25 protein-coding genes and 1 tRNA gene are annotated in these 22,883 nt (G+C 68.2%); 21 read left to right on the plus strand and 5 right to left on the minus strand.

The window, feature by feature from the left end; all coding sequences use genetic code 11:
• The first annotated feature begins 43 nt into the window (after positions 1 to 43).
• From AC4GY7_RS10410 to AC4GY7_RS10425, 4 genes are all read left to right on the plus strand, one after another.
• The gene (locus tag AC4GY7_RS10410) at positions 44 to 3,415 is read left to right on the plus strand and encodes a glycosyltransferase (protein ID WP_491113551.1); all 3,372 of its coding nucleotides are present in this window, start codon (positions 44 to 46) and stop codon (positions 3,413 to 3,415) included.
• A 110-nt stretch (positions 3,416 to 3,525) separates the two neighbouring features.
• The gene (gene modA / locus AC4GY7_RS10415) at positions 3,526 to 4,275 is read left to right on the plus strand and encodes a molybdate ABC transporter substrate-binding protein (RefSeq protein WP_491113553.1); all 750 of its coding nucleotides are present in this window, start codon (positions 3,526 to 3,528) and stop codon (positions 4,273 to 4,275) included.
• On the plus strand, positions 4,275 to 4,964 hold the full coding sequence (gene modB, locus AC4GY7_RS10420; RefSeq protein WP_491113555.1) for a molybdate ABC transporter permease subunit: 690 nt from the start codon (positions 4,275 to 4,277) through the stop codon (positions 4,962 to 4,964). Before modA ends, modB begins: the two co-directional genes overlap by 1 nt.
• A complete protein-coding gene (locus AC4GY7_RS10425; RefSeq protein ID WP_491113557.1) occupies positions 4,954 to 5,556 on the plus strand; it encodes an ATP-binding cassette domain-containing protein in 603 nt (200 codons plus the stop codon). Before modB ends, AC4GY7_RS10425 begins: the two co-directional genes overlap by 11 nt.
• 66 nt (positions 5,557 to 5,622) lie before the next feature.
• Here the strand turns inward: AC4GY7_RS10425 and rpsI are convergent, their stop codons facing one another.
• The 3 genes from rpsI to AC4GY7_RS10440 form a co-directional block, all read right to left on the minus strand.
• The gene (gene rpsI, locus AC4GY7_RS10430) at positions 5,623 to 6,171 is read right to left on the minus strand and encodes a 30S ribosomal protein S9 (RefSeq protein WP_491113559.1); all 549 of its coding nucleotides are present in this window, start codon (positions 6,169 to 6,171) and stop codon (positions 5,623 to 5,625) included.
• Complete coding sequence (gene rplM, locus AC4GY7_RS10435) at positions 6,171 to 6,650, minus strand: 50S ribosomal protein L13 (protein WP_491113561.1); 480 nt, start codon at positions 6,648 to 6,650, stop codon at positions 6,171 to 6,173. The genes rpsI and rplM overlap by 1 nt, the downstream gene beginning before the upstream one ends.
• 137 nt (positions 6,651 to 6,787) lie before the next feature.
• Entirely contained in the window at positions 6,788 to 7,825 is a 1,038-nt protein-coding gene (locus AC4GY7_RS10440) for a COX15/CtaA family protein (protein ID WP_491113563.1), read from the minus strand.
• A gap of 742 nt (positions 7,826 to 8,567) precedes the next feature.
• Between AC4GY7_RS10440 and AC4GY7_RS10445 the strand changes: the two genes are divergently transcribed.
• Genes AC4GY7_RS10445 through AC4GY7_RS10470 form a run of 6 tightly spaced genes read left to right on the plus strand, consistent with a single transcriptional unit; the run spans position 8,568 to position 12,263 of the window.
• Positions 8,568 to 8,957 carry a MerC domain-containing protein gene (locus AC4GY7_RS10445; protein ID WP_491113565.1) on the plus strand — a complete coding sequence of 130 codons (390 nt, stop codon included), beginning with the start codon at positions 8,568 to 8,570 and terminating at the stop codon, positions 8,955 to 8,957.
• 42 nt (positions 8,958 to 8,999) lie between these two features.
• A complete protein-coding gene (locus AC4GY7_RS10450; RefSeq protein WP_491113567.1) occupies positions 9,000 to 9,464 on the plus strand; it encodes a Fur family transcriptional regulator in 465 nt (154 codons plus the stop codon).
• A 53-nt stretch (positions 9,465 to 9,517) separates the two neighbouring features.
• Entirely contained in the window at positions 9,518 to 11,443 is a 1,926-nt protein-coding gene (dxs, locus tag AC4GY7_RS10455) for a 1-deoxy-D-xylulose-5-phosphate synthase (RefSeq protein WP_491113569.1), read from the plus strand.
• Positions 11,440 to 11,574, plus strand: coding sequence for a hypothetical protein (locus AC4GY7_RS10460; protein WP_491113571.1), 135 nt, complete (start codon positions 11,440 to 11,442; stop codon positions 11,572 to 11,574). The genes dxs and AC4GY7_RS10460 overlap by 4 nt, the downstream gene beginning before the upstream one ends.
• Before the next feature lie 51 nt (positions 11,575 to 11,625).
• The gene (locus AC4GY7_RS10465) at positions 11,626 to 11,859 is read left to right on the plus strand and encodes a hypothetical protein (RefSeq protein ID WP_491113573.1); all 234 of its coding nucleotides are present in this window, start codon (positions 11,626 to 11,628) and stop codon (positions 11,857 to 11,859) included.
• Positions 11,856 to 12,263, plus strand: a complete 408-nt coding sequence (locus tag AC4GY7_RS10470; protein WP_491113574.1) for a PIN domain-containing protein — start codon at positions 11,856 to 11,858, stop codon at positions 12,261 to 12,263. The genes AC4GY7_RS10465 and AC4GY7_RS10470 overlap by 4 nt, the downstream gene beginning before the upstream one ends.
• A 1-nt stretch (position 12,264) precedes the next feature.
• Here AC4GY7_RS10470 and AC4GY7_RS10475 read toward each other — a convergent pair whose 3' ends face one another.
• On the minus strand, positions 12,265 to 12,936 hold the full coding sequence (locus AC4GY7_RS10475; RefSeq protein ID WP_491113576.1) for an RBBP9/YdeN family alpha/beta hydrolase: 672 nt from the start codon (positions 12,934 to 12,936) through the stop codon (positions 12,265 to 12,267).
• A gap of 189 nt (positions 12,937 to 13,125) precedes the next feature.
• Here AC4GY7_RS10475 and AC4GY7_RS10480 point away from each other — a divergent pair, with 189 nt between their 5' ends.
• The 5 genes from AC4GY7_RS10480 (at position 13,126) to AC4GY7_RS10500 (ending at position 16,201) form a co-directional block, all read left to right on the plus strand.
• The gene (locus AC4GY7_RS10480) at positions 13,126 to 13,860 is read left to right on the plus strand and encodes a TlyA family RNA methyltransferase (RefSeq protein ID WP_491113578.1); all 735 of its coding nucleotides are present in this window, start codon (positions 13,126 to 13,128) and stop codon (positions 13,858 to 13,860) included.
• A 121-nt stretch (positions 13,861 to 13,981) separates the two neighbouring features.
• Entirely contained in the window at positions 13,982 to 14,500 is a 519-nt protein-coding gene (locus AC4GY7_RS10485; RefSeq protein WP_491113579.1) for a TspO/MBR family protein, read from the plus strand.
• Between the two features lie 33 nt (positions 14,501 to 14,533).
• On the plus strand, positions 14,534 to 14,803 hold the full coding sequence (locus AC4GY7_RS10490) for an accessory factor UbiK family protein (protein WP_491113581.1): 270 nt from the start codon (positions 14,534 to 14,536) through the stop codon (positions 14,801 to 14,803).
• A 97-nt stretch (positions 14,804 to 14,900) separates the two neighbouring features.
• Entirely contained in the window at positions 14,901 to 15,404 is a 504-nt protein-coding gene (locus AC4GY7_RS10495; RefSeq protein WP_491113583.1) for a type III secretion system chaperone family protein, read from the plus strand.
• Between the two features lie 5 nt (positions 15,405 to 15,409).
• Complete coding sequence (locus tag AC4GY7_RS10500) at positions 15,410 to 16,201, plus strand: pyrroline-5-carboxylate reductase family protein (RefSeq protein WP_491113585.1); 792 nt, start codon at positions 15,410 to 15,412, stop codon at positions 16,199 to 16,201.
• A 13-nt stretch (positions 16,202 to 16,214) separates the two neighbouring features.
• Here AC4GY7_RS10500 and AC4GY7_RS10505 read toward each other — a convergent pair whose 3' ends face one another.
• Complete coding sequence (locus AC4GY7_RS10505; RefSeq protein ID WP_491113587.1) at positions 16,215 to 16,703, minus strand: MarR family transcriptional regulator; 489 nt, start codon at positions 16,701 to 16,703, stop codon at positions 16,215 to 16,217.
• 60 nt (positions 16,704 to 16,763) lie between these two features.
• Here AC4GY7_RS10505 and AC4GY7_RS10510 point away from each other — a divergent pair, with 60 nt between their 5' ends.
• From AC4GY7_RS10510 to AC4GY7_RS10535, 6 genes are all read left to right on the plus strand, one after another.
• Positions 16,764 to 17,870, plus strand: coding sequence for a branched-chain amino acid aminotransferase (locus AC4GY7_RS10510; RefSeq protein WP_491113589.1), 1,107 nt, complete (start codon positions 16,764 to 16,766; stop codon positions 17,868 to 17,870).
• 86 nt (positions 17,871 to 17,956) lie between these two features.
• Positions 17,957 to 18,031: transfer RNA gene (locus tag AC4GY7_RS10515), tRNA-Gln, on the plus strand.
• A 123-nt stretch (positions 18,032 to 18,154) separates the two neighbouring features.
• Positions 18,155 to 18,433, plus strand: a complete 279-nt coding sequence (locus AC4GY7_RS10520; protein ID WP_491113591.1) for an Arm DNA-binding domain-containing protein — start codon at positions 18,155 to 18,157, stop codon at positions 18,431 to 18,433.
• A 9-nt stretch (positions 18,434 to 18,442) separates the two neighbouring features.
• Positions 18,443 to 18,670, plus strand: coding sequence for a hypothetical protein (locus tag AC4GY7_RS10525; protein ID WP_491113593.1), 228 nt, complete (start codon positions 18,443 to 18,445; stop codon positions 18,668 to 18,670).
• Positions 18,671 to 18,837: 167 nt separating this feature from the next.
• Positions 18,838 to 21,150: a TonB-dependent receptor gene (locus AC4GY7_RS10530; protein WP_491113595.1), complete on the plus strand. Its 2,313-nt coding sequence runs from the start codon at positions 18,838 to 18,840 to the stop codon at positions 21,148 to 21,150.
• A 3-nt stretch (positions 21,151 to 21,153) separates the two neighbouring features.
• Positions 21,154 to 22,725: an AMP-binding protein gene (locus AC4GY7_RS10535; RefSeq protein ID WP_491113597.1), complete on the plus strand. Its 1,572-nt coding sequence runs from the start codon at positions 21,154 to 21,156 to the stop codon at positions 22,723 to 22,725.
• Positions 22,726 to 22,883: the final 158 nt, after the last annotated feature.

Consider the following 22,883-nt stretch of genomic DNA (forward strand, 5'->3'; position numbering starts at 1 on the left):
CGCCATCCGCCTTGCCGCAAAGCGACGATCCGGAGTGTCGCCCATGTCTCTCAATCCCGTCTTCTATGATGCCAGCGGCCGTCGCAAACGCCGCTTCACGCTCGGCGTGCTCGCCTTCATCGTGCTGCTGATCCTGTCGGTGGCGGCCTTTGCCGTGTCGATCGGCGCGGTGCCGGCGGCGCCGCTGCTGCCCGTGGAGGTGGAACGGCCGGTGGTGCATCGGCTGGCGGCACCGCGCGGGGTGATCCGGCGCGCGGAACGCGGCATCGATTATTATGCGAACCGGCTGTTCGGCACGGCCCGCGCCAAGGGCACGGCCTCCGGCAACCAGGCGCTCGCCATCGGATTCCATACGCCATGGGATCCGTCCAGTGCGGCCAGCCTGCGGCGGCACATCGAGCAACTGGACTGGGTGATCCCGGGCTGGGTCTCGGTCACCGGGCCTGACCACCGCATCACCGTGTTCCGCGACACAGAAGGGCGCACCATCCTCAATCGCGCCGTGCACCGGCCGCTGGTCGTGCCGATGATCCAGAATGCGCTGAACGGACAATGGGATGCCGCGGGCACGTCAGCCCTGCTCGCCGATCCGCGCGCGCGTGCCGCCTTCCTCGATCGGTTGGTCCCCTGGCTGGCGCAGAACCGCGCTGGTGGCGCCTTCTTCGACTTCGAGGAACTGCCCGCCAGCGCGCAGGCGAACTACCGCACCTTCCTCGCCGAGGCGCAGCGCCGCTTCGCACCGCGCGGCTGGGTGGTCGCGATCGCCGCGCCGGTCGGCAACCCCGACTGGAACCTGCCCGCCTACGCCGCCGTCACCGACAAGATCTTCCTGATGGCCTATGACGAGCACGAGACGTCCGGCGCGCCGGGGCCGATCGCCTCGCAGCACTGGTTCGCCGAACAGGTCGCCAACGCCGCCCGCGGCATTCCGGCGGCCAAGCTGGTCGTGGCGATCGGATCCTATGCCTACGATTGGCACGACAAGGGCGGCGAGTCGCTGAGCGTCGAGGAAGCGTGGGAGAATGCCCGCGAATCGGGCGTCATGCCGACCTTCGACCGGGCGAGCGGCAACAGCAGCTTCGCCTATATGGAGGATGGGGCGAAACATACGATCTGGCTGCTCGATGCGGCATCGGCCTACAACCAGATGGCGTTCCTGCACCGCGCCGGCGTCAACAGCATCGCGCTGTGGCGACTGGGCGCCGAGGATCCCGGTGTCTGGGCGATGTTCGGCCGCGATCATCGCACGCTGCCCGCCGCGAATGCGATCGATGCGATCCCCGCCGGCACCAATGTCGATATCGAGGGGCCGGGCGAAATCCTGAAGATCGCGGCGACGCCGGTCGGCGGCGTGCGGCGGACGACGACCGCGCAGGACGGCACGATCAGCGACATGCAGTTCGACCGGCTGCCGACCCCGTTCGAGGTCGATCGGACCGGCTATCGCAAGGGCCTGCTGGCGCTTACCTTCGACGACGGGCCGGACCCGACCTGGACGCCGCAGATCCTGGACGTGCTGAAGCACGAACATGCGCCCGGCACCTTCTTCATCGTCGGCGAGAACGCGCTGACCAACCGCGGCATCCTCCAGCGCATGATCCTGGAGGGGCATGAGATCGGCAGCCACACCTATACGCATCCCAATCTCGCCACCGCATCGCCGGCGCAAACGCGGTTCGAACTCAACGCCAACCAGCGCCTGTTCCAGGCGTTTACCGGGCGTTCGCTGCGCCTGTTCCGCCCGCCCTATTTCGGCGATGCCGAGCCGACCACCGCCGACGAAATGGACCCGGTGTGGACGGCGCAGCAGCGCGGCTACATCTCCGTCGGGCTGCACGTCGATCCGGGCGACTGGAAGCGGCCGGGCGTGCAGCGGATCATCGACGACACGATCGCCCGCGTCACCAGCGCGCCGCCGACCTGCAACGATGATTCCGCCGACGATTGCAGCCGCAACGTCATCCTGCTGCACGACGGCGGCGGCAACCGCGCCGAGACGGTGGCGGCGCTGCCGGTCATCATCGAGCGGTTGCGCGCCCTGGGCTATCGCTTCGTGCCGGTGTCGACACTGGCCGGGCTGTCGCGCAACCAGTCGATGCCGCCGATCAGCGCGAGCGACCAGCTGGCCGCGCGGGTCGATCTCGCGCTGTTCTCGGCGCTCGGCGGGATCGTCGTCGGGCTGCACTGGCTGTTCGGCATCGCGATCACCGTCGGCATCCTGCGTGCGCTGATCCTGTCGGCGCTGGCGCTGATCCAGGCCCGCCGCGAAGCGCGCACGGTGTTCCCCGCGATCGATCCCGACCGGTTCGTCACGGTGATGATCCCCGCCTATAACGAGGAACGAGTGATCGAGCGGGCGGTGCGCGGCGTCCTCGCCTCCACCGACGTCAGGATCGAGGTGATCGTGATCGACGACGGGTCGAAGGATGCGACCTCGGCGATCGTCGCCGAAGCCTTCGCCGACGATCCGCGCGTGCGCCTGCTGACGCTGGAGAACGGCGGCAAGGCGCGCGCGCTCAACACCGGCCTGGCGCTGGCGAAGGGCGAGATCGTCATCGCGCTCGACGCCGACACCCAGTTCGAACCGACCACGATCGCGCGGCTCGCCCGCTGGTTCGACGATCCGGCGCTGGGGGCCGTCGCCGGCAATGCCAAGGTGGGCAACCGCGTGAACCTCGTCACCCGGTGGCAGGCGCTGGAATATATCACCGCGCAGAACCTGGAGCGCCGCGCGTTCGCCCGCCTGGATGCGATCACCGTCGTGCCGGGCGCGGTCGGCGCGTGGCGGCTGGCGGCGATCCGCAGCGTCGGCGGCTATCCGGACGATACGCTGGCGGAGGACCAGGACCTCACCATCGCCATCCAGCGCGCCGGCTGGCACGTGCGCTACGATCAATATGCCGTCGCCTGGACCGAGGCGCCCGAAACCTTCCGCGCGCTCGCCAAGCAGCGCTTCCGCTGGGCGTTCGGCACGCTGCAATGCCTGTGGAAGCACCGGTCCGCGATCGGCGGCAGCCGCCCGCGCGGGCTCGGCTGGATCGGCCTGCCGCAGGCGATCGTCTTCCAGATCCTGCTCGCGGCGATCAGCCCGATCATCGATCTGGCGCTGCTGGTCAGCTTCGCGGTCACCTATATGGACGTGCAGGCGCACGGTTGGGCGCAGACCAGCCACGACGTCTATGTCATGCTCGCCTTCTGGGTGGTGTTCACCGCGATCGACCTGCTCGCCGCGACCATCGCCTTCGCGCTGGAGCGCCGCGAGAGATGGCGATTGCTTTGGCTGCTGATCCCGCAGCGCATCGGCTATCGCCAGGTGATGTATTACGTGGTGCTGAAGGCGATCGCCCAGGCGATGCGCGGGCCGATGGTCGGCTGGGGCAAGTTGCAGCGCACCGGCCGGGTACAGGCATCCTGACGGGGCGGCGCCGAGCGGTTCGCGATCCCGTTGGATCATACGGCATGGCATGACGGCGGCGGCAAGTGCTGTATATGGCCGGATATCGTTCCGCCGCCCGAGGTGCCGCCATGATCCGGTCTGTCCTGCTCGTCCTGCTGCTGCTCGCCACGCCCGTTACGGCACAGGGCAGGCCGCCGCTGGTGCTTGCCGCCGCCAGTCTGCAGGAATCGATGAGCGCCGCCGCCGATGCCTGGGCCAAGCAGGGCCATGCCCGGCCGGTGATCTCGTTCGCGGCTTCCTCCGCCCTGGCGCGGCAGGTGGAGGCGGGGGGTGACGCCGACCTGTTCGTGTCGGCCGATCAGGACTGGATGGATGCGCTGGCGGCCAAGCGCCTGATCGTCCCGGCCACGCGGGTGACGTTCCTCGGCAACCGGCTGGTGGTGGTCGCGGCCAGGGGCAATGCGGTGCGCATCCCGGTGCGACCCGCCGCCGCGCTGGCGCGGGTCCTCGGCGCCGGCCCGCTCGCGATGGCCGACGCGCCGGTGCCGGCGGGACGCTATGGCGAGGCGGCGCTGCGGGCGCTCGGCGTGTGGCAGGCGGTGGCGCCCAAGGTGGTGCGCGCCGACAGCGTGCGTGGCGCGCTGACGCTGGTGGAGCGCGGCGCCGCGCCACTCGGGATCGTCTACGCCACCGATGCCAAGGCCTCGCCCCATGTGCGCATCGCCGGCGTGTTTCCGGCCGCCAGCCATCCGCCGATCACCTATCCCGTCGCGCGGCTCGCCGCCTCGCACAACCGGGAGGCCGAGGCATTCCGCCGCTTCCTCGTCAGCGCGGCTGGCAAGGCGATCTTCGTCCGCTACGGGTTCACCCCGCGCTGATGCTGTCGGGCGAGGAATGGGCGATCCTGGCGCTGTCGCTGAAGGTCGGCGGCGTCGCGATGATCGCGGTGCTGCCGGTCGCCTTTGCGCTCGCCTGGCTGCTGGCGCGGGTGCGCTTTCCGGGCAAAATGCTGGTCGATGCGATCGTCCATCTGCCGCTGGTGGTGCCGCCGGTGGTGACCGGCTGGCTGCTGTTGCTCGCCTTCGCGCCCGCAGGTCCGATCGGCGGATGGCTGGAGCGGTGGTTCGGGGCTAGCGTGCTGTTCCGCTGGACCGGCGCCGCCATCGCCGCGGCGGTGATGGCGCTGCCGCTGATGGTGCGGGCGATGCGCCTGTCGATCGAGGCGGTCGACCGGCGGCTGGAGAGCGCGGCGCGCACGCTCGGCGCCTCACCGTGGCGGGTGTTCGTGACACTGACGCTGCCGCTCAGCCTGCCAGGCGTTCTGGCCGGCGCGGTACTGGGCTTCGCGCGGTCGATCGGGGAGTTCGGCGCGACGATCACCTTCGTCTCCAACGTGCCGGGCGAGACGCGGACGTTGCCGCTCGCCATTTATTCGGCGCTGCAGCAGCCGGGAGCCGAAGCAACGGTGTGGCGGCTGTCGGGCATTGCAGTGGTGTTGAGCCTCGTCGCGCTGATCGCGTCCGAGCTGCTGACCCGGCGGGTCCGGCGGGGCCTGCATGTCCTTTGAGCTGTGCGTGGAGAAGCGGCTGGGCGATGCGCAGGTCGCGCTTGACCTGACGGCGGGGGCGGGGCTGACCGTGCTGTTCGGCCCCTCCGGCGTCGGCAAGACGAGCGTGCTCAACATGGTCGCCGGCCTGCTGCGGCCCGATCGCGGGCGGATCGCGGTGGCGGGGCGGGTGCTGTTCGATGCGGCGGCGGGCGTGAACGTCGCGCCGCAGCATCGCCGTGCCGGCTACGTCTTTCAGGACCCGCGGCTGTTTCCGCATCGGCGGGTGCGCGCCAATCTGCTCTATGGCGCCCGCAGCGATGCGGCGTTGGCTGCGACGGTGGCGATGCTCGGCATCGGCCATCTGCTCGATCGCTGGCCGCGCTCCTTGTCGGGGGGCGAGGCGCGGCGGGTGGCGATCGGCCGCGCCCTGCTCAGCGATCCTGCCTTCCTGCTGCTCGACGAGCCGCTGTCCTCGCTCGATCGCGGGCGCCGGGGGGAGATCATGGCGGCGATCCTGCGCATTCGCGACGAGGCGGGGCTGCCGATCCTGATGGTCACCCATGATCCCGAGGAGGCGGAGGTGCTGGGCACGCGCATCGTGCGGGTCTGACCAGCCTGACGAGAAAGGGCGGCCCGTTGCCGGACCGCCCCTTTCGACCAGCGATGTTCCCGGCGCTTAACGCTTCGAGAACTGGAAGCTGCGGCGTGCCTTGGCGCGGCCGTACTTCTTGCGCTCCACGGTGCGGCTGTCGCGGGTGAGGAAGCCTGCGGCCTTCACCGGCGAACGCAGGATCGGCTCGTACTTGGTCAGCGCCTGGCTGATGCCGTGCTTCACCGCGCCGGCCTGGCCCGACAGGCCGCCGCCCTTGACGGTGCAGACGACGTCATACTGGCCTTCGCGCTCGGTGATGCCGAACACCTGGTTGATGACGAGGCGCAGCGTCGGACGCGCGAAATAGACTTCCTGATCGCGACCGTTGATCGTGATCTTGCCCGAACCCGGCTTCAGCCAGACGCGCGCGACGGCATCCTTGCGGCGGCCGGTCGCATAGGCGCGGCCGAGCTTGTCGAGTTCCTGCTCACGCAGCGGCGCACGCTGCACCGGCTCGTTGATCTCGCCGGCCATATAGGCGTCGGCGCGGTCGTCCGAGGCGGTCTGCGCAGCTTCGCGCTGCTGGTTCAGCGCCGCGCCGAGATCGGAAAGGGACTGGCGATTGTCGGTCATTACGCGCCCACCTTGTTCTTGCGGTTCATGCCCGCGATATCGAGGACTTCCGGGTTCTGCGCTTCGTGCGGATGCTCGGTGCCGGCGAAGATGCGCAGGTTGCGCATCTGCTCGCGACCCAGCGGACCGCGCGGGATCATGCGCTCGACGGCCTTTTCGAGCACGCGCTCGGGGAAGCGGCCTTCCAGCACCTTGGCGGCGGTGACGCCCTTGATGCCGCCGGCATAGCCGGTGTGCTTATAATAGACCTTCTTCTGCGCCTTGTTCGACGTGAAGCGGATCTTGTCGGCGTTGATGACGATGACATTGTCACCGCAATCGACGTGCGGGGTGAACGACGTCTTGTGCTTGCCGCGCAGGACGTTGGCGATGATCGTCGCAGCGCGACCGACCACCAGGTCGGTGGCGTCGACGATGTGCCACTTCTTTTCCACCTCGTGCGGCTTGGCCGACTTGGTGGTCTTCATGAGCGCCTTCATGGGGCAGACCTTTCGGTTTGAAACGATGCACGCCGCCCCGAAGGACGGCGTGATTGATGGCGCTAGTGATCGAACGGCGGGCTGAAGTCAAGAAACCCGCGGCTTTGCTGACGGGTAAAATGATACCCGGTGCTGGATCAGGCCGTGCGGCGCCCGGTCGCATGGGCAGCGAAGACGCCGGCGATCAGCAGCAGCGCGGCGTTCGCCTGATGGGCGACGGCGACGTCGATCTGCACGCCCGACAGCAGGGTCGCGACGCCCAGGATGATCTGCGCGGTCAGCAGGGTGACGACGACGAAGCCGGCCTTCGATCCCGCCCTGGTGGCGCGTGCCGACAGCCAGAGCAGGCCGGCCGCGGCGGCGAAGGCCCACCAGCGGTGGATGAACTGCACGACCACGGGATTGTCCACCGCGTTGCGCCAGGCGGGGTCGACCATCGGCACGCCGGCGGGGAAGAAGGCATCGCCCATCAGCGGCCAGCTGGAAAAGGCATAGCCTGCATCCAGCCCGGCGGTGAAGGCGCCGTAGAGGATCTGCACGGCGAGCAGGCCCAGCCCGACGATGCCGACCCCGGTCATCCGCGCCGGACGCGCCGCCGGATCGCGATGCAGCGCCATCAGGTCGAGCGCGGTCCAGACGATGCCGGCGAGGATGGTGAGCGCGGTCAAAAGGTGCACGGCGAGCCGCACATGGCTGACGTCGGTGCGCACCGACAGGCCGGAGGCGACCATCCACCAGCCGATCGCGCCCTGGAACCCGCCGAGCGCGAGCAGCGCGACGAGCCGCCAGCCATAGCCTGCCGGAATCCGCCGCCGGACCGCGAACCAGAGGAGCGGCAGCGCAAAGGCGAGGCCGATCACCCGTCCCAGCAGCCGATGCAGATATTCCCAGAAGAAGATGCGCTTGAACCCGTCGAGCGTCATCCCCTGGTTGAACGCGGCATATTCGGGGATGCGCCGGTAATTGGCGAACTCGGCCTGCCATTGCGCCTCGTCGAGCGGCGGGATGGTGCCGCTGATCGGCTTCCACTGGGTGATCGACAGGCCGGATTCGGTGAGGCGCGTGATTCCCCCGATCACGACCATCGCGACGATCAGCGCGGCGACGACGAACAGCCACCGTGCGACGAGGCGCGGGCGGGCAGGGGAGAGGAAGGCGGCGCTGGGCTGAAGCATGCGGAGCGTCATACGCCTGTTGCGGGGGAGGAGCCAGCGGCGTGTCGGCCGGCCGGTTGGCGGGGCGAACGGCCGCGGAAGTTGGCGAAGTTGCCACTACGTCGCGCTCGAAATGCCCCTCGCCGCGCGCGGCCGGGGCAGCGCGGCAACGCTGTCGAGCGGCCGTGGATGGGCGGGCGCTTGCCTATCCGGAGCGTCAGACCGGTCGTCCTCCGATAGGGGCGGGCAATGGACGGGGTGGTGTGCCGAATCAGCCATGTGGCGCGTGTTTCACGGCTTCTCCAAATAGGACAGAGGGACCGGTTGCGTCGTTCGGGGAGAGGTCGAGCCCGAGGACCAACCGACATTCAACCCCCCGCCCGCCGGGGCAGGGCCATCGCATATGGGCTTTCTGATCCGGTTAATCCTCTGTCATGCCGGACTCGGTCCGGCATCCACCGTGCCGGGCACCCATACGCTATTGGTTGCGCTGCACGGTGGACCCCGGAACGAGTCCGGGGTGACGAAGGATGCTGGGATGGCATGCCCCTTTACCCGAAGCGGGTAGCCGGCAGCCATCATTGCCATATGCGATGGCTGCTCTGGCGGGGGAGGATAGAGAAGGCCCCTCATCCTGAATGTCGATCAGCCCTGGTAGTATGGGCATGCCCCGGCCGCGGGGCCATTCCCGCTGTCGCGCCGAAGAAAAGTCGTTGATGTGATGTTGTAACCTCCGGCAGGTTCGCCTAAATGTCGGCGACGGATGACGCACACCACTCACCCTGTACGCCGCTTCGGCTGGGCGTGGCTCGATCGCGCGGCGATCGCGCTGTCGGGGCTGTGCGTCGTGCATTGCATCGCCAGTGCGGTGTTGCTCGCCATGCTGTCGGCGGCGGGCGGGTTGCTGCTCAATCCGATCTTCCACGAAGTGGGCCTGACCATCGCCATCGGACTCGGCGCCATCGCGCTGGGACGCGGGGTGCTGGAACATGGCTATATGATGCCGGCGTCGATGGGCGCCTTCGGCCTCGGCATCATGGCGGGCGCGATGAGCCTGCCGCACGACGGCGGCGGAGCGGAAACGCTGTGGACCGTGATCGGCGTCGGCCTGCTCGCCTTCGGCCACGACCTGAACCGCCGTGCGGTGATCTGAAGCCGGCTTGTCGATAGGGCCGCCACGCCCTAAATCTCGATCATGGCGCACGCACATCACGACCATCACGAGCCGCAGGGCGAGGACCTGACCCGCGCCGCGCAGGCGACGCTGGAAAAGTCCGGCGAGCAATGGACGCAGATGCGCGCCAACGTGTTCGACGCACTGGCTGGCTTCGCCAAGCCGGCGAGCGCCTATGACATCGCCGAGGCGCTGTCGAAGCGCGAGGGGCGCCGGGTCGCCGCCAACAGCGTCTATCGCATCCTCGACGTGTTCGTCGCCGCGAACCTCGCCCGCAAGGTCGAGAGTTCGAACGCCTATGTCGCCAACGCGCATCCCGATTGCCTGCACGATTGCATCTTCCTGGTGTGCGATTCCTGTGGACAGACGGTGCACCTCGACGACGACACCGTGACGCGTGGCGTCAGGAATGCCGCGCAAGCCGCTGGTTTTTCACCGGTTCGTCCCGTGATCGAAGTGCGGGGCAAGTGCGCCGACTGTGATTGAGCGTCGGCGCGGTCCCAATCGACAGCTTGGCCCGAAGCGCGTAGACGGGCGGGATGGCCGAATTACCAGCAACCCCGCTGCTCGATACCGTCAACACGCCGGAAGAGCTGCGAAACCTGAAGCCCGAACAGCTGCGGCAACTGGCCGACGAGCTGCGGCAGGAGACGATTTCCGCGGTCGGTACGACCGGCGGGCACCTGGGTTCGGGCCTCGGCGTCGTCGAACTGACCACGGCGATCCATTACGTCTTCGACACCCCGCGCGACCGGCTGGTGTGGGACGTCGGCCACCAATGCTATCCGCACAAGATCCTGACCGGGCGGCGCGACCGCATCCGCACGCTGCGCCAGGGCGGCGGCCTGTCCGGCTTCACCAAGCGGAGCGAGAGCGAATACGACCCGTTCGGCGCCGCACACAGCTCGACCTCGATCTCGGCGGCGCTTGGCTTTGCGGTGGCGAACAAGCTCGCCGGCACGCCGGGCCGCGGCATCGCGGTGATCGGCGACGGCTCGATGTCGGCGGGCATGGCCTATGAGGCGATGAACAACGCCGAACAGGCGGGCAACCGGCTGGTCGTGATCCTCAACGACAACGACATGTCGATCGCGCCGCCGGTGGGCGGCCTGTCCGCCTATCTGTCGCGGATCGTGTCGAGCCGCGAATTCCTGGGGGTGCGCGAAATCCTCAAGAAGTTCGCCCGGCGCCTGCCCCGGCCGTTCCATCACGCGGCGCGCAAGACCGACGAATTCGCCCGCGGCATGACGATGGGCGGCACCTTGTTCGAGGAGCTGGGCTTCTATTACGTCGGGCCGATCGACGGCCACAATCTCGACCACCTCATCCCCGTGCTGGAAAATGTGCGCGACGCGGAGGAGGGGCCGATCCTGGTCCATGTCGTCACCAAGAAGGGCAAGGGCTATGGCCCGGCCGAGGCGGCGGCGGACAAATATCACGGCGTGCAGAAGTTCGACGTCATCACCGGCGCGCAGGCCAAGGCGCCGCCGGGGCCGCCGCAATATCAGAACGTATTCGGCGACCAGCTCGTCAAGGAAGCGATGCGCGATCCGACGATCGTCGCGATCACCGCGGCGATGCCGTCGGGCACCGGCGTCGACCGCTTCGCCAAGGCGTTTCCGGATCGTGCCTTCGACGTCGGCATCGCCGAACAGCATGCCGTCACCTTCGCCGCCGGTTTGGCCGCGCAGGGGATGCGGCCGTTCTGCGCGATCTATTCGACCTTCCTCCAGCGCGCCTACGACCAGGTCGTGCACGACGTGGCGATCCAGAACCTGCCCGTCCGCTTCGCGATCGATCGCGCCGGGCTGGTCGGCGCGGACGGCGCGACGCATGCCGGATCGTTCGACGTCACCTATCTGGCGACGCTGCCCAATTTCGTGGTGATGGCGGCGGCGGACGAGGCGGAACTCGTCCACATGACGCATACCTGCGCGGTGCACGACAACGGACCGATCGCGGTGCGTTATCCGCGCGGCGCGGGCACCGGCGTCGCGCTGCCCGAGGTGCCGCAGCGGCTGGAGATCGGCAAGGGCCGCATCGTGCGCGAGGGCAAGACGGTGGCGATCCTGTCGCTCGGCACGCGGCTGGAGGAGGCGCTGAAGGCCGCCGAGACGCTGGAGGCGAAGGGGCTGTCGACCACGGTCGCCGATCTGCGCTTCGCCAAGCCGCTCGACGAGGCGCTGATCCGGCGCCTGCTGACCACGCACGAGGTGGCGGTGACGATCGAGGAGGGTGCGGTCGGCGGCTTCGGCGCGCATGTGCTGACGCTGGCGAGCGACGAGGGGCTAATCGACGGCGGGCTGAAGCTGCGCACGATGCGGCTGCCCGACGCCTTCCAGGATCAGGACAAGCCCGAGAAGCAATATGCCGAGGCGGGGCTCGACGCCGAGCACATCGTCAGCACGGTGCTGACCGCGCTGCGCCACAACAGCAGCGGGGTGAGCGAGGGCGCGCGGGCATGAGCGGACCGGTGAAGGCGGCGATCATCATCGCGCTGGCGGTGGTGATGCTCGTCGCGATCAACATCCGCATGTACCGCGCGATGAAGGCGGCGACCGCCAGGGGGCGGGAGCGCGAGGCCGGGCGGGACTGACGCTGGCACTGGCGCTCGCATCCGGATCGGACCTATGCTATGGCCGGTGAGATGAAGCTGACCCGGACCCCAGACGGCTATGTGGTGCAGGTGCCCGACGACGTGGTCGCGGCACTGGGGCTGCATGAGGGCGACCTCGTGCAGGTGACGAAGCCTTCGGTGGTGACGATCGACGTGTCGGACCAGCAGCGTGCTTGGGCGATCGACACGATGAGGGAGTTGGCGCGGAATAATCCTTTGCCGCCGGACTATAAGTTCGATCGAGAGGAAGCCAACGCGCGGTGACGCGCGCCTTCTTCGATACGAACGTCCTCGTCTATGCTTTCGAAGAGGATGCGCGTGGTGCGGCCGCATCGCGATTGCTCGATGGCGGCGGTGCGATCAGCGTGCAATGCCTCAACGAACTGGCGAGCGTGCTTCTGCGAAAGCGTCGGTGGACGTGGGCGCAAGTGTCCGATGCGGCTCAAGCGGTGGTCCTGCGCTGCCCTTCGATCGTCACGCTGACTCCCGCGCTCCACCACCTCGGCCTGCGCCTTGCCGAGCGGTATCGGCTGTCGGTGTATGACGGCATGATCGTGGCGGCTGCGCTCACGGCGGAGTGTGACACGCTCTATTCGGAAGACATGCACGACGGGCTGGTCGTCGACGGCCGCGTGCGGATCGTGAACCCGTTCGCGGCCGCCGCCTGACCTATCGACCCAAGTAATGCGCCTGGGCGGCGTCCGTCGCGTTGATCGCCAGGATGGAGCGTGCATCGCCGGGTGGGCGGGCGCGGCCGTGGCCGTCGGTGCCGGCGGCAATGACGCGGTTCAGCAGTTCCTGCCCCTCCTGCCACCAGCCGATGCCGCTCGCTGCGTTGAGATGCCCCTGCGGCCCGGCGTCGACGAAATGGCTGCCCCATTGCGCCGCCAGGCTGTGCGCGCGGTCTATGCCGATCCAGGGATCGTCGCTGGAGGCGACCACGATCGAGGGGAAGGGCAGCGGCGTCTTGGGCGTCGGTGCGAACCCCTTCAACTCGGCGGGCGCGCCCGCCCGGTCGACATCCGCCGGCGCCACCAGCAATGCGCCCGCGACCGGCCAGCCATAGGGTTGCGGCGACAGCTCGGCCCACCAGGCCACCGCGAGGCAGCCGAGGCTGTGCGCCGCCAGGATCACCGGCGCCTCGGCGCGGGCGATCGCCTGGTCGAGCTTCGTCACCCAAGCGTTGCGATGCGGCGTGTTCCACATGCCGAGTTCTACACGGACGGTGTCGGGGCGGGCCTCTTCCCACAAGGTCTGCCAGTGCGAGGGGCCGGAGCCGCCCAGGCCCGGCACGGTCAGGATCGTCGGCTGTGCGCTGTCGAAGTGGGAAAATCCGGTCATGGCTGCGTCTCCCTCCTACTGGGAACGGTGGCCGTCGGTGCGTGTCGGACACGCCGTTCGACCTGCCGTCCTCAACCGCCAAGTTAATCCCACTGTTCCAGTAGGCAATGGAGAATGCGGCCAATCGATGGCGGCCAGCGCCGGAGCGAAACGGGTGACGCGCGCGTGCCTAAGGGAGTAAGGACAGGCATGGCCAAATTGCGTGCAGACCAGATGCTTGTCGATCGCGGACTCGTCGAATCGAGGACGCGGGCACAGGCGCTCATCATGGCTGGCCTCGTCTTCGCCGGCACGCGGAAGGTCGACAAGCCCGGCCAGCAGATCGCCGACGACGTGACGCTGGACGTGCGCGGTCGCGATCATCCCTGGGTATCGCGCGGCGGCATCAAGCTGGCGCACGGGCTCGACCATTTCGGCTGGAACGTGACGGGGGCGGTGGCGATCGACGTCGGATCGTCGACCGGCGGCTTCACCGACGTGCTGCTCACGCGCGGGGCGGCGCGGGTCCACGCGGTCGACAGCGGCACCAACCAGCTCGCCTGGAAGCTGCGCCAGGACCCGCGCGTCGCCGTTCACGAACAGACCAGCGCGCGCATCCTGACCGCCGATCACATTCCCGAGCCCATCGACCTCATCGTCTGCGATGCGAGCTTCATCGGCCTCGCCAAGGTGCTGGAACGGCCGATGACCTTCGCCCGCCCCGGCGCGCGGCTGATGGCGCTCATCAAGCCGCAGTTCGAGGCGGGGCGCGACGAAGTGGGCAAGGGCGGCGTCGTTCGCGATCCCGCCATCCATGCCCGCGTCTGTGCGGAGGTCGCCGCCTGGCTGGAGGGGGCGGGGTGGCCGGTCGCCGGCATCGTCGAAAGTCCGATCACCGGGCCGGAGGGCAATGTGGAATTTCTGGTCGCCGCGTCCCGCAATTGAACCGCTATCGGAACGATATCGCCAACGGGTGCTTTACGAAGGCTGCGGGGCGCGGCATGGCGGCTGCAAAGGTTCGAGGGAGCACGGGGTGGGCGGCATCGCATCCAGGGGTCAGTTGCGCATGTCCTTCCTGCGCTGGGCGGTGTTCACCGTACCGCTGATCCTGCTGCTGGGCTTCGCGTCCGGCCGCGCTGTGCCCTCGGGCAGCGACAATGCCTGGTACGTCGCCTTGCAGAAGCCGGCGCTGACCCCGCCGGGCTGGGTCTTCCCGGTCGCCTGGACCTCGCTCTACATCCTGCTCGGCCTCGCCGTGGCGATGATCCTGCATGCGCGCGGATCGCGGGGCAGGGGCCTCGCGCTCGCATTGTTCGCGGTGCAGTTCCTGCTCAACCTTGCCTGGACGCCGCTGTTCTTCGGCATGCACCAGGTCGGCACCGCATTGGGCGTGATCGTCGCGATGCTGCTGCTCGCCATCGGCACGACGATGCTGTTCGGCCGCATCCGCTCGCTCGCCGCCTGGCTGATGGTGCCCTATCTCGTCTGGATCAGCTTTGCCGGCGTGCTGACCTGGCGGATCGGCCAGCTCAACCCCGATGCGGAAACCCTTGTGCCGGCGGCGCATACGTCCCAGATGCTCTGACGAACGATCCTCGTCCGCCGGGAAACAGATACCATGCAGTCCGACAATCGCCTGTTCGATGATTTTGCCAAGCTCGTGAACGGCGCCGCCGGCACGCTCGCCGGTGTCGGCCGCGAAGCGGAAGCGGGCGCACGGGCGCGGATGCGCGACTGGATCGGCGGCCTCGATTTCGTCAGCCGCGACGAGTTCGAGGCGGTGAAGGCGATGGCCGTCGCCGCACGCGACGAGAACGACGCGCTGAAGGCCCGGCTGGATGCGCTGGAGGGCAAGTCCGCCGGCGGCGATCCGGTGCCGACCGCCTGACCGACTTTTCCACAGTTTTATCGACATGCCTGTCCACAACGGGGTTGCGGGCGGGCTTTTGCCTCGGCAGCCTTGTCGTGCGATAAGGGGCGCGACGATGCTCGACCACGCAGAACACGACCAGGAACCCGCCGCCCCGATCGACATGCTCGAGGCCTATTATGCCGCCCACGGCTGGGAGCATGAGCGCCACGAGGACGAGATCGTCGCGACGGTCAAGGGCAGCTGGACGAGCTACGAATTGCGCGCGCTCTGGCGCGAGGACGACAGCGTCCTGCAATTCCTCGCCTTTCCGGACATCAAGGTCACCGACGATCGCCGCGCCGGCGTTTATGAGGCGATCGGGCTGGTCAACGAGCAATTGTGGATCGGCCATTTCGAACTGTGGTCGTCATCCGGCGTGCTGCTCTATCGCCACGCGGCGATGATCGACGGCGAGGAGGAGGGCACCATGTCGCTGGGTGCTGCCGAGCTGCTGGTCGAATCGGCGATCGAGGAATGCGAGCGCTTCTACCCCGTCTTCCAGTTCGTGCTGTGGGGCGGCAAGACCCCGCGTGAGGCGCTGGCCGCCGCGCTGATCGAGACGCAGGGCGAGGCCTGACGCCCATGCGATTGCTGATGATCGGCGCCGGCAACATGGGCGGCGCGATGCTGCGCCGCTGGCTGGACGCGGGCATGAACCCCGCCGACGTGACCGTGGTCAGCCCCAGCGGCCGGACGATGCCGGACGGCGTGCGCGTGCTGCCCGCGATCCCCGATGCTTCAGACGGCGGCTATGACGGCATCATGCTCGGCCTCAAGCCGCAGCAGCTGGCGACGCTGAAGGGCGGACCGCTTGCCGGCCACAAGCCGCGGCTGCTCGTCTCGATCCTTGCCGGGGTGGAGGAAGCGACGCTTGCCCCGCTATCCGGTGCCGCCGCGGTGGTGCGTGCCATGCCCAACCTGCCGGTCGCGATCGGCCGCGGGGTGACGGCGCTCTATTCGGCCTCGGCCGACGCTGCGGCGCGCGAGGCGGTGACCGGGCTGATGCAGCCGCTCGGCACGGTGGAATGGATCGCGGACGAAGCGCAGTTCGACGACGTGACTGCCCTCGCCGGCTGCGGCCCCGGCTTCGTCTTTCGTTTCGCGGATGCGTTGGCGCAGGCGGGTGCTGCCCTGGGCCTTCCCGCCGATCAGGCGGCGCGGCTGGCGCTGGCGACCCTGGCCGGATCGGCAGCGATGGCGGCCGAATCGGACCTGTCGCCGGCCGCACTCGCCGACCGGGTGGCGAGCCCCGGCGGATCGACGCGACAGGGGCTGAACGTGCTCGATCGCGACGACGGGCTGGTGGCGTTGCTCACCGAAACGCTGGCCGCCGCGGCGCGGCGCAATCGTGAGATGGCCGCGGCGGCGCGCTGAGCGCCGCCACGCCTCAGTTGCGCAGGCCCTCGACCTGCGCGCGGTCGGTGTCGGGGATCATCCCCTCCAGCACCGCCCAATAGCCCGACACCGCGCCCTGGCCGGCGGCCTGATAGGCCTGCGACATCTTGACGCGGATCGCCTCGAACAGCTCGTTCTCCATCCTGGCGCCGTCGTCGGTCAGGCGGAGCAGGCGCTGGCGCCGGTCGCGTTCGCCGGGGCGGGTGCTCACCAGCTTGCGGTCGGTCAATTCGTTCAGTACGCGACCGAGCGACTGTTTGGTGATCGCCAGCAGCGCCAGCAGCTCGCTGACCGTCAGGTCCGGCTTGCGGGCGATGAAGTAGAGTGCACGATGGTGTGCGCGGCCCAATCCTTGTGCTGCGAGCCCCTGATCGATGGAGCGGGTGAGATGGCTATGGCCAAAATACAGAAGTTCCATGCCGCGACGGAGTTCGGGCTCGCGGAGAAACTGGGCGGAGGCGGAGGGAGCTGTGGCAGCCATGTTGACCGGTTTAGCCACCGTCCTTACGCGTTCGCAACCCCTTACGCCTGAGAGAAATCGATGAACGCGCATTTGACGGCCGACACGGCCGCTTTCCGCTTCGATCCGACCGCGACCCCGGTCGATGCCAACGAGCGGGCGGCCCGACTGGTCGATCCCGGCTTCGGCCGGGTCTTCACCGATCATATGGCGGTGATCCGCTACAGCGAGGACAAGGGCTGGCACGATGCCGCGATCACCGCGCGGGCGCCGGTGACCGTCGATCCCTCCACCGCGGTGCTGCATTATGCGCAGGAAATCTTCGAAGGGCTGAAGGCCTATCGGCTGGACGATGGCGCGATGGCGCTGTTCCGCGCCGATGCCAATGCGCGCCGCTTCAACAATTCGGCGCGGCGGCTGGCGATGCCGGAACTGCCCGAGGACCTGTTCCTCGAATCGTGTCGCCAGCTGGTGCTGACCGAGCGGGACTGGTTTCCGCAGATCGACGGCGGGGCGCTGTACCTGCGGCCCTTCATGTTCGCGAGCGAGGCATTCCTGGGCGTCAAGCCGTCCGCCGAATATCTCTACATGGTCATCGCCTCCTCGGTCGGCGCCTATTGGAAGGGGGGCGCGCGCGCCGTGTCGATCTGGGTCAGCCAGAATTACACCCGCGCCGCGCCCGGCGGCACCGGCGAGGCGAAGTGCGGCGGCAATTACGCCGCCAGCCTCGCCGCCCAGTCGGAGGCGATCCGCCAGGGCTGCGACCAGGTCGTCTTCCTCGACGCGGTGGAGCGCCGCTGGGTCGAGGAACTGGGCGGCATGAACGTGTTCTTCGTCTTCGACGACGGATCGATGGTGACCCCGCCGCTGACCGGCACCATCCTGCCCGGCATCACACGCGATTCGATCATCCGCATCGCCCGCGACCAGGGCATCGCGGTGCGCGAAGAGCCCTATGGCATCGACCAGTGGCGTGCCGACACCGCCAGCGGCCGCCTGACCGAGGCCTTCGCCTGCGGCACCGCGGCGGTGGTGACGCCGATCGGCCACGTGGTGGAGGCGGACGGCCGCTTCACCATCGGCGGCGGCGGCACCGGCCAACTGACCCAACGTATGCTCGATGCCCTGTCGGCGATCCAGCGCGGCCGCGCGTCCGACCCGCACGGCTGGCTGGAACGGCTCGGCTGACGCTGGGGCAGGTTCGGGGCGGCGAAAAAGCCAGCACGGCAGGGCTTTTCACGCCCGCCGCGACGGCTATAAGGCCGCCTCTCTGTTGGGGCGTCGCCAAGCGGTAAGGCAACGGTTTTTGGTACCGTCATACGCAGGTTCGAATCCTGCCGCCCCAGCCAGTCCGTTTTCCAGGGACGTCCCACGACATCCCGGAACGTCCCGATAAGCACTGGCTGATCAGCAACTTGCGAGCGATCTGCGCCTCGGGCGGTTTCACGACCGGTCGTCACAGCCCGACCCAAATGTTGGTAGCTTCATCACCCATACCAACAGATTTCGGCGTAGCGGGATTCGAACCTGTTTCGGAGGCTCGATGTAGCAACATCTTTACCAACATCGCGATCAAGTCGCTCACGCCCGAAAACCGGCCGTACAAGCGGTCCGACAGCGGCGGACTGTTCATCCATGTCCAGCCCAACAGCGCCAAGCTATGGCGTTTAGCCTACTGGTTCGTCGGCAAGCAGAAGCTGCTCTCTGGCGGACCCTATCTGCGACTGTCGCTGCTGGCAGCACGTGTCTAGCGCGACGGGATGAAACAGCAACTTGCGCTCGGACTTGATCCGTCCGAAGAACGACGACAGGAGCGCGCCATCGCTGAAGCGCAGCAAAGCGGACGTGTGCACAACGGATTCGAGCACGTGGCGCGCGCGTGGCTCGACATCCGCCTGCTATCTTGCGCCCCGCGCTACGCGGCGCTGGTTGGGGGCAGGCTCGAGGCTGGCATCTTCCCGATCATCGGGCCGCGCGAAATCGTCTGAATGGTCGTGAATGGTGGCGGGTAACCCCAAGGTGATTGCGCCGCGGTTAAAGGATTTCGGGCTGCCAGTGGAAATTGTTACCCCGCAGCAGGTCATCGAGCGGCGATAACCCGGCGGTAGGGCATTGGTCACGTGCCACCGCCCGCTACTAAATCGCTATCACGTGAGTGAATAAGCTTGCAATCGCCGTGGCGATCATGCACCCCTGCGTCAGTGGCGCCGAAGAGCGCGATGTGTCGGTGGAGGGGATTATGCGGCTTCGTACGTGCTGGCTCGGTGTGTCTGCTTTGGCTCTCGTCTGGACGGGCGATGCGCTCGCCCAGACCGTTCCCGCCGATCCCGGCGCTTCGAGCGAGCAGGCCGAAAGCCCGTCGCCCGACCAGGGCGAGATCATCGTCACCGCCCGCCGCCGCAACGAGAACCTGCAAACCACGCCGCTGTCGGGCTCGGTGTTGTCGGGCACCGACCTCGCCAACAAGGGCGTCGCCAACGTCGATGCGCTTCAGTTCGCCTCGCCCAGCATCGTCGTCAACAATTTCGGTCAGGGCATCGACTTCAACGTCCGCGGCATCGGCAAGGGCGAGCATAACACGCAGACCGCGACCGGCGTCATCACCTATCGCGACGGCGCGCCGACCTTTCCCGGCTATTTCCAGCAGGAACCCTATTACGACGTCGCCAACATCCAGGTGCTGCGCGGCCCGCAGGGCACGATCGTCGGCCAGAACGCCACCGGCGGCGCGGTGTTCGTCAACAGCAACGATCCGATCATCGGCGGCGACTATCACGGCTATGTCAACGCCAACGTCGGCAATTATTCCGAAGCCGGCGTGCAGGGCGCGCTCAACATCCCGGTCAGCGATACGCTCGCCGCCCGCTTCGCGGTGTTCGGCACGCGGCGCAACGGCTTCTACCATATCACCGGCCCGAACGGCGCGCCGTACAACGGCAACAACGGCGACGTCCGCCAGCTCGCCGGGCGCTTCAGCCTGCTGTGGAAGCCGACGACGCAGCTGACGATTCTGTCGAAGACGGACGTCGACTATCTCGACATGGGGGCCTATCCGGCCAGCCCCTACACCAACCAGTTCCGCACGCTGCCCGGCACCACGATCGCCAACCCGAATTTCCGCGACCTGTTCGACATCACCGCCAATTCCCCGCAGGCGGCGCGCGACAAATTCTACCGTTCGATCCTGCGGGTGAACTACGAATTCGACAACGGCATGCAGCTGCGCTCGGTCAGCGCCTATGCCAGCGGCAACACCATGTACCGCGCCGACCTGGACGGCACGGCGACGGCCAACCGCACCTTCTTCGACAGCGTCGACGAACGCCAGATCTCGCAGGAGATCACGCTGATCTCGCCCGACACGAAGCGGTTCACCTACCTGCTCGGCGCGTTCGGCCTGTGGAACAAATATACGTTCCTGTCGCCCTACCAGTTCGTGATCGGTGCGCCGCTCGGCGACCGGCTGACCGAATACCGGTTGCAGGGGATCAACCCCAACCGCTCGCTTGCCGCATTCGGGCAGGTCGGCTTCGTCATCACGCCCAAGCTGAAGCTGGAGGCCGGCGCCCGCTACACCGCCAGCCGCAGCCGCAACGATATCGACGTGCTGCAATATGGCACGCCGATCGTCGCGGAGCAGGAAACCCGATCGGACGACGTGTCGTACAAGGTGTCGCTGGGTTGGGAGGCGACGCGCGACCATTACCTTTATGCCTTCGTCGCGACGGGCTTCAAGCCGGGCGGGCTCAACGTGCCCGTCGGGCTCGGCAACCCGGCGCCGTTCGGGGCGGAGCAGGTGACATCCTACGAAGCGGGGTGGAAGGCGAATTTCGCCGATCGCCGCATCCGCACTACGGTCAGCGCCTTCTACAACGATTACGAGGATTTCCAGGTCACGATCGGCAATCCGGCGATCCCCGTGTTCGGCCTGCAGGTCAACGTGCCGGGCAAGACCAAGATCTACGGCTTCGAAGCGGAAGCGGACGTGAAGCTCGGTGCGTTCAGCTTCGATGTCGGCATGAACGTGCTGCACAGCGAGCTCGGCCGCTTCTACGCGACCGACCCGCGCATCCCGGCAACGGCGGCGTGCAACATCAACACCGGGCCGGCGAGCGCATCGTGCCGCAACCTCGAGGGCATGGACCAGAGCTATGCGCCCAACTTCACCTTCAACGTCGGTGCTGCCTATGAGATCGCGCTGGGTGGCGGCGCGACGCTGACGCCGCGCGCGAACTACGGCCATATCGCGCCGCAATGGGCGACGCTGTTCGAAAACAGCCTGCTCGGCGACCGGCTGCCGGCGCGCAACATCGTCAACGCGCAGCTGGCGCTCGCCAAGGGATCGGTGACGGTGACCGCCTATGCGACCAACCTGACCGACCAGCATTACCCCGCGGCGCTGAACAGCGGCCTCTATTTCGCAGGGCCGCCGCGGCAATACGGGCTGAAGATCCTGAAGGCGTTCTGACGCATGCAGAGCTTCGCACTGACCGTCGACACGTTCCTGACCCACGCCGGCAAATGGTTCGGCGAGCGGGAGGTGGTGTGGGCCGAACAGGGCCGGGCGGTCGCGCGCCTCGGCTATGCGGCGTTGCGCGAGCGGGCGAACCGGCTGTCGGGGGCGCTGATCGCGCTGGGCATGGCGCAGGGCGACCGCGTCGGCACGCTCGCCTGGAACACGCAGCACCATCTGGAGGTCTATTACGGCGTGATGGGGGCGGGGGGCGTGTGCCACACGCTCAACCCGCGGCTGACCGCGGCGCAACTGGCGGCGATGGTCGACGAGGCGGACGACCGCATCCTGGCGGTGGCCGCCGACCTGATGCCGTTGCTGCGCCAGGTGCTGCCGCTCTGCCCGCGCGTCCGCCACGTCGTGGTGCTCGACGGCGAGGCTGATGCCGAGGGCGCGATCGGCATCGAGGCGTTGCTCGCCGAACGGGGCGCGCCGGTGCCGTGGGGCGCGTTCGCCGAGGAGGCGCCGGCGGGGCTATGCTATACCTCCGGCACCACCGGGCGGCCCAAGGGCGTGCTCTATACGCACCGGTCGAACTATCTGCACACGCTGCGCGCGTTGCAGGCGGACGCGATCGCGATCACCGCGCGCGACACGCTGCTGCTGGCGGTGCCGATGTTCCATGCCAATGGCTGGGGGCTGCCCTTCGCGGCGCCGGCGGCGGGCACGAAGCTGGTGCTGCCGGGGCGGCATCTCGACGGCGCGAGCCTTGCCCGGCTGATCCGCGATGAAGGCGTGACGGTGGCGGTCGGCGTCCAGACGGTATGGCTGGGGCTGGTCGATCACCTCGACCGGACGGGCGAGGCGGTGCCGACGCTGGAGCGGATCGTGATCGGCGGATCGGCCTGTCCCGATGCGCTGCTCGAGCGGTTGCAGAGCCGCCTCGGCGCCCGCGTCCAGACGAGCTGGGGCATGACCGAATTGTCGCCGGTCGGCACGATCGCGCCCGCCGACGCGCCCCCCGTTCCGTCGGGATCGGCGGGTCGGCCACCGGTCGGACTCGACCTCAAGCTGACTGACGCCGAGGGCAGGACGCTGGCGGAGCAGCGCGGAACGCTGGGCCACCTCAAGGTGCGCGGGCCGAGCGTGCTCGACCGCTATTATGGCGCCGACGCGGACGTGCTCGACGCGGAGGGATATTTCGACACCGGCGATCTCGCGATGATCGACGCCGCCGGTCACCTGACGATCTGCGGCCGGGCCAAGGATCTCATCAAGTCGGGGGGCGAATGGATCAATCCGGCCGAGATCGAGGCGATCGTCGGTGCGCATCCCTCCGTCCGCCATGTCGCGGTCATCGCCCGGCCCGATCCGCGCTGGGGCGAACGCCCGGTACTGGTGATCGAGGGGGCGGAAGGCGATGCGGGCCAGCTGCTCGCGCTGCTCCGCGGCCGCGTGGCGGACTGGTGGATCCCGGACCGGGTCGCCACGGTCGGCACGATGCCGCTCGCCGCGACGGGCAAGATCGACAAACAGCGCCTGCGCGCCGATTACGCACAGGGGCGGATCGTCGCCCGCACCGTGGGGTGACCTGCGGGATCGTTGTGAGCGGTCTCGGTGAGACGCGCCCGGCCCTTGAGGGGAGGGCTATCGCATATCGCTACGACGGCTGCTGGGCTCGGGTGAAGGGCATGCCTTCCCAATATTCTCCGTCACCCCGGACTCGTTCCGGGGTCCACCGTGCCGTA

The sequence above is a fragment of the Sphingomonas sp. SP5 genome (genome assembly GCF_058313455.1).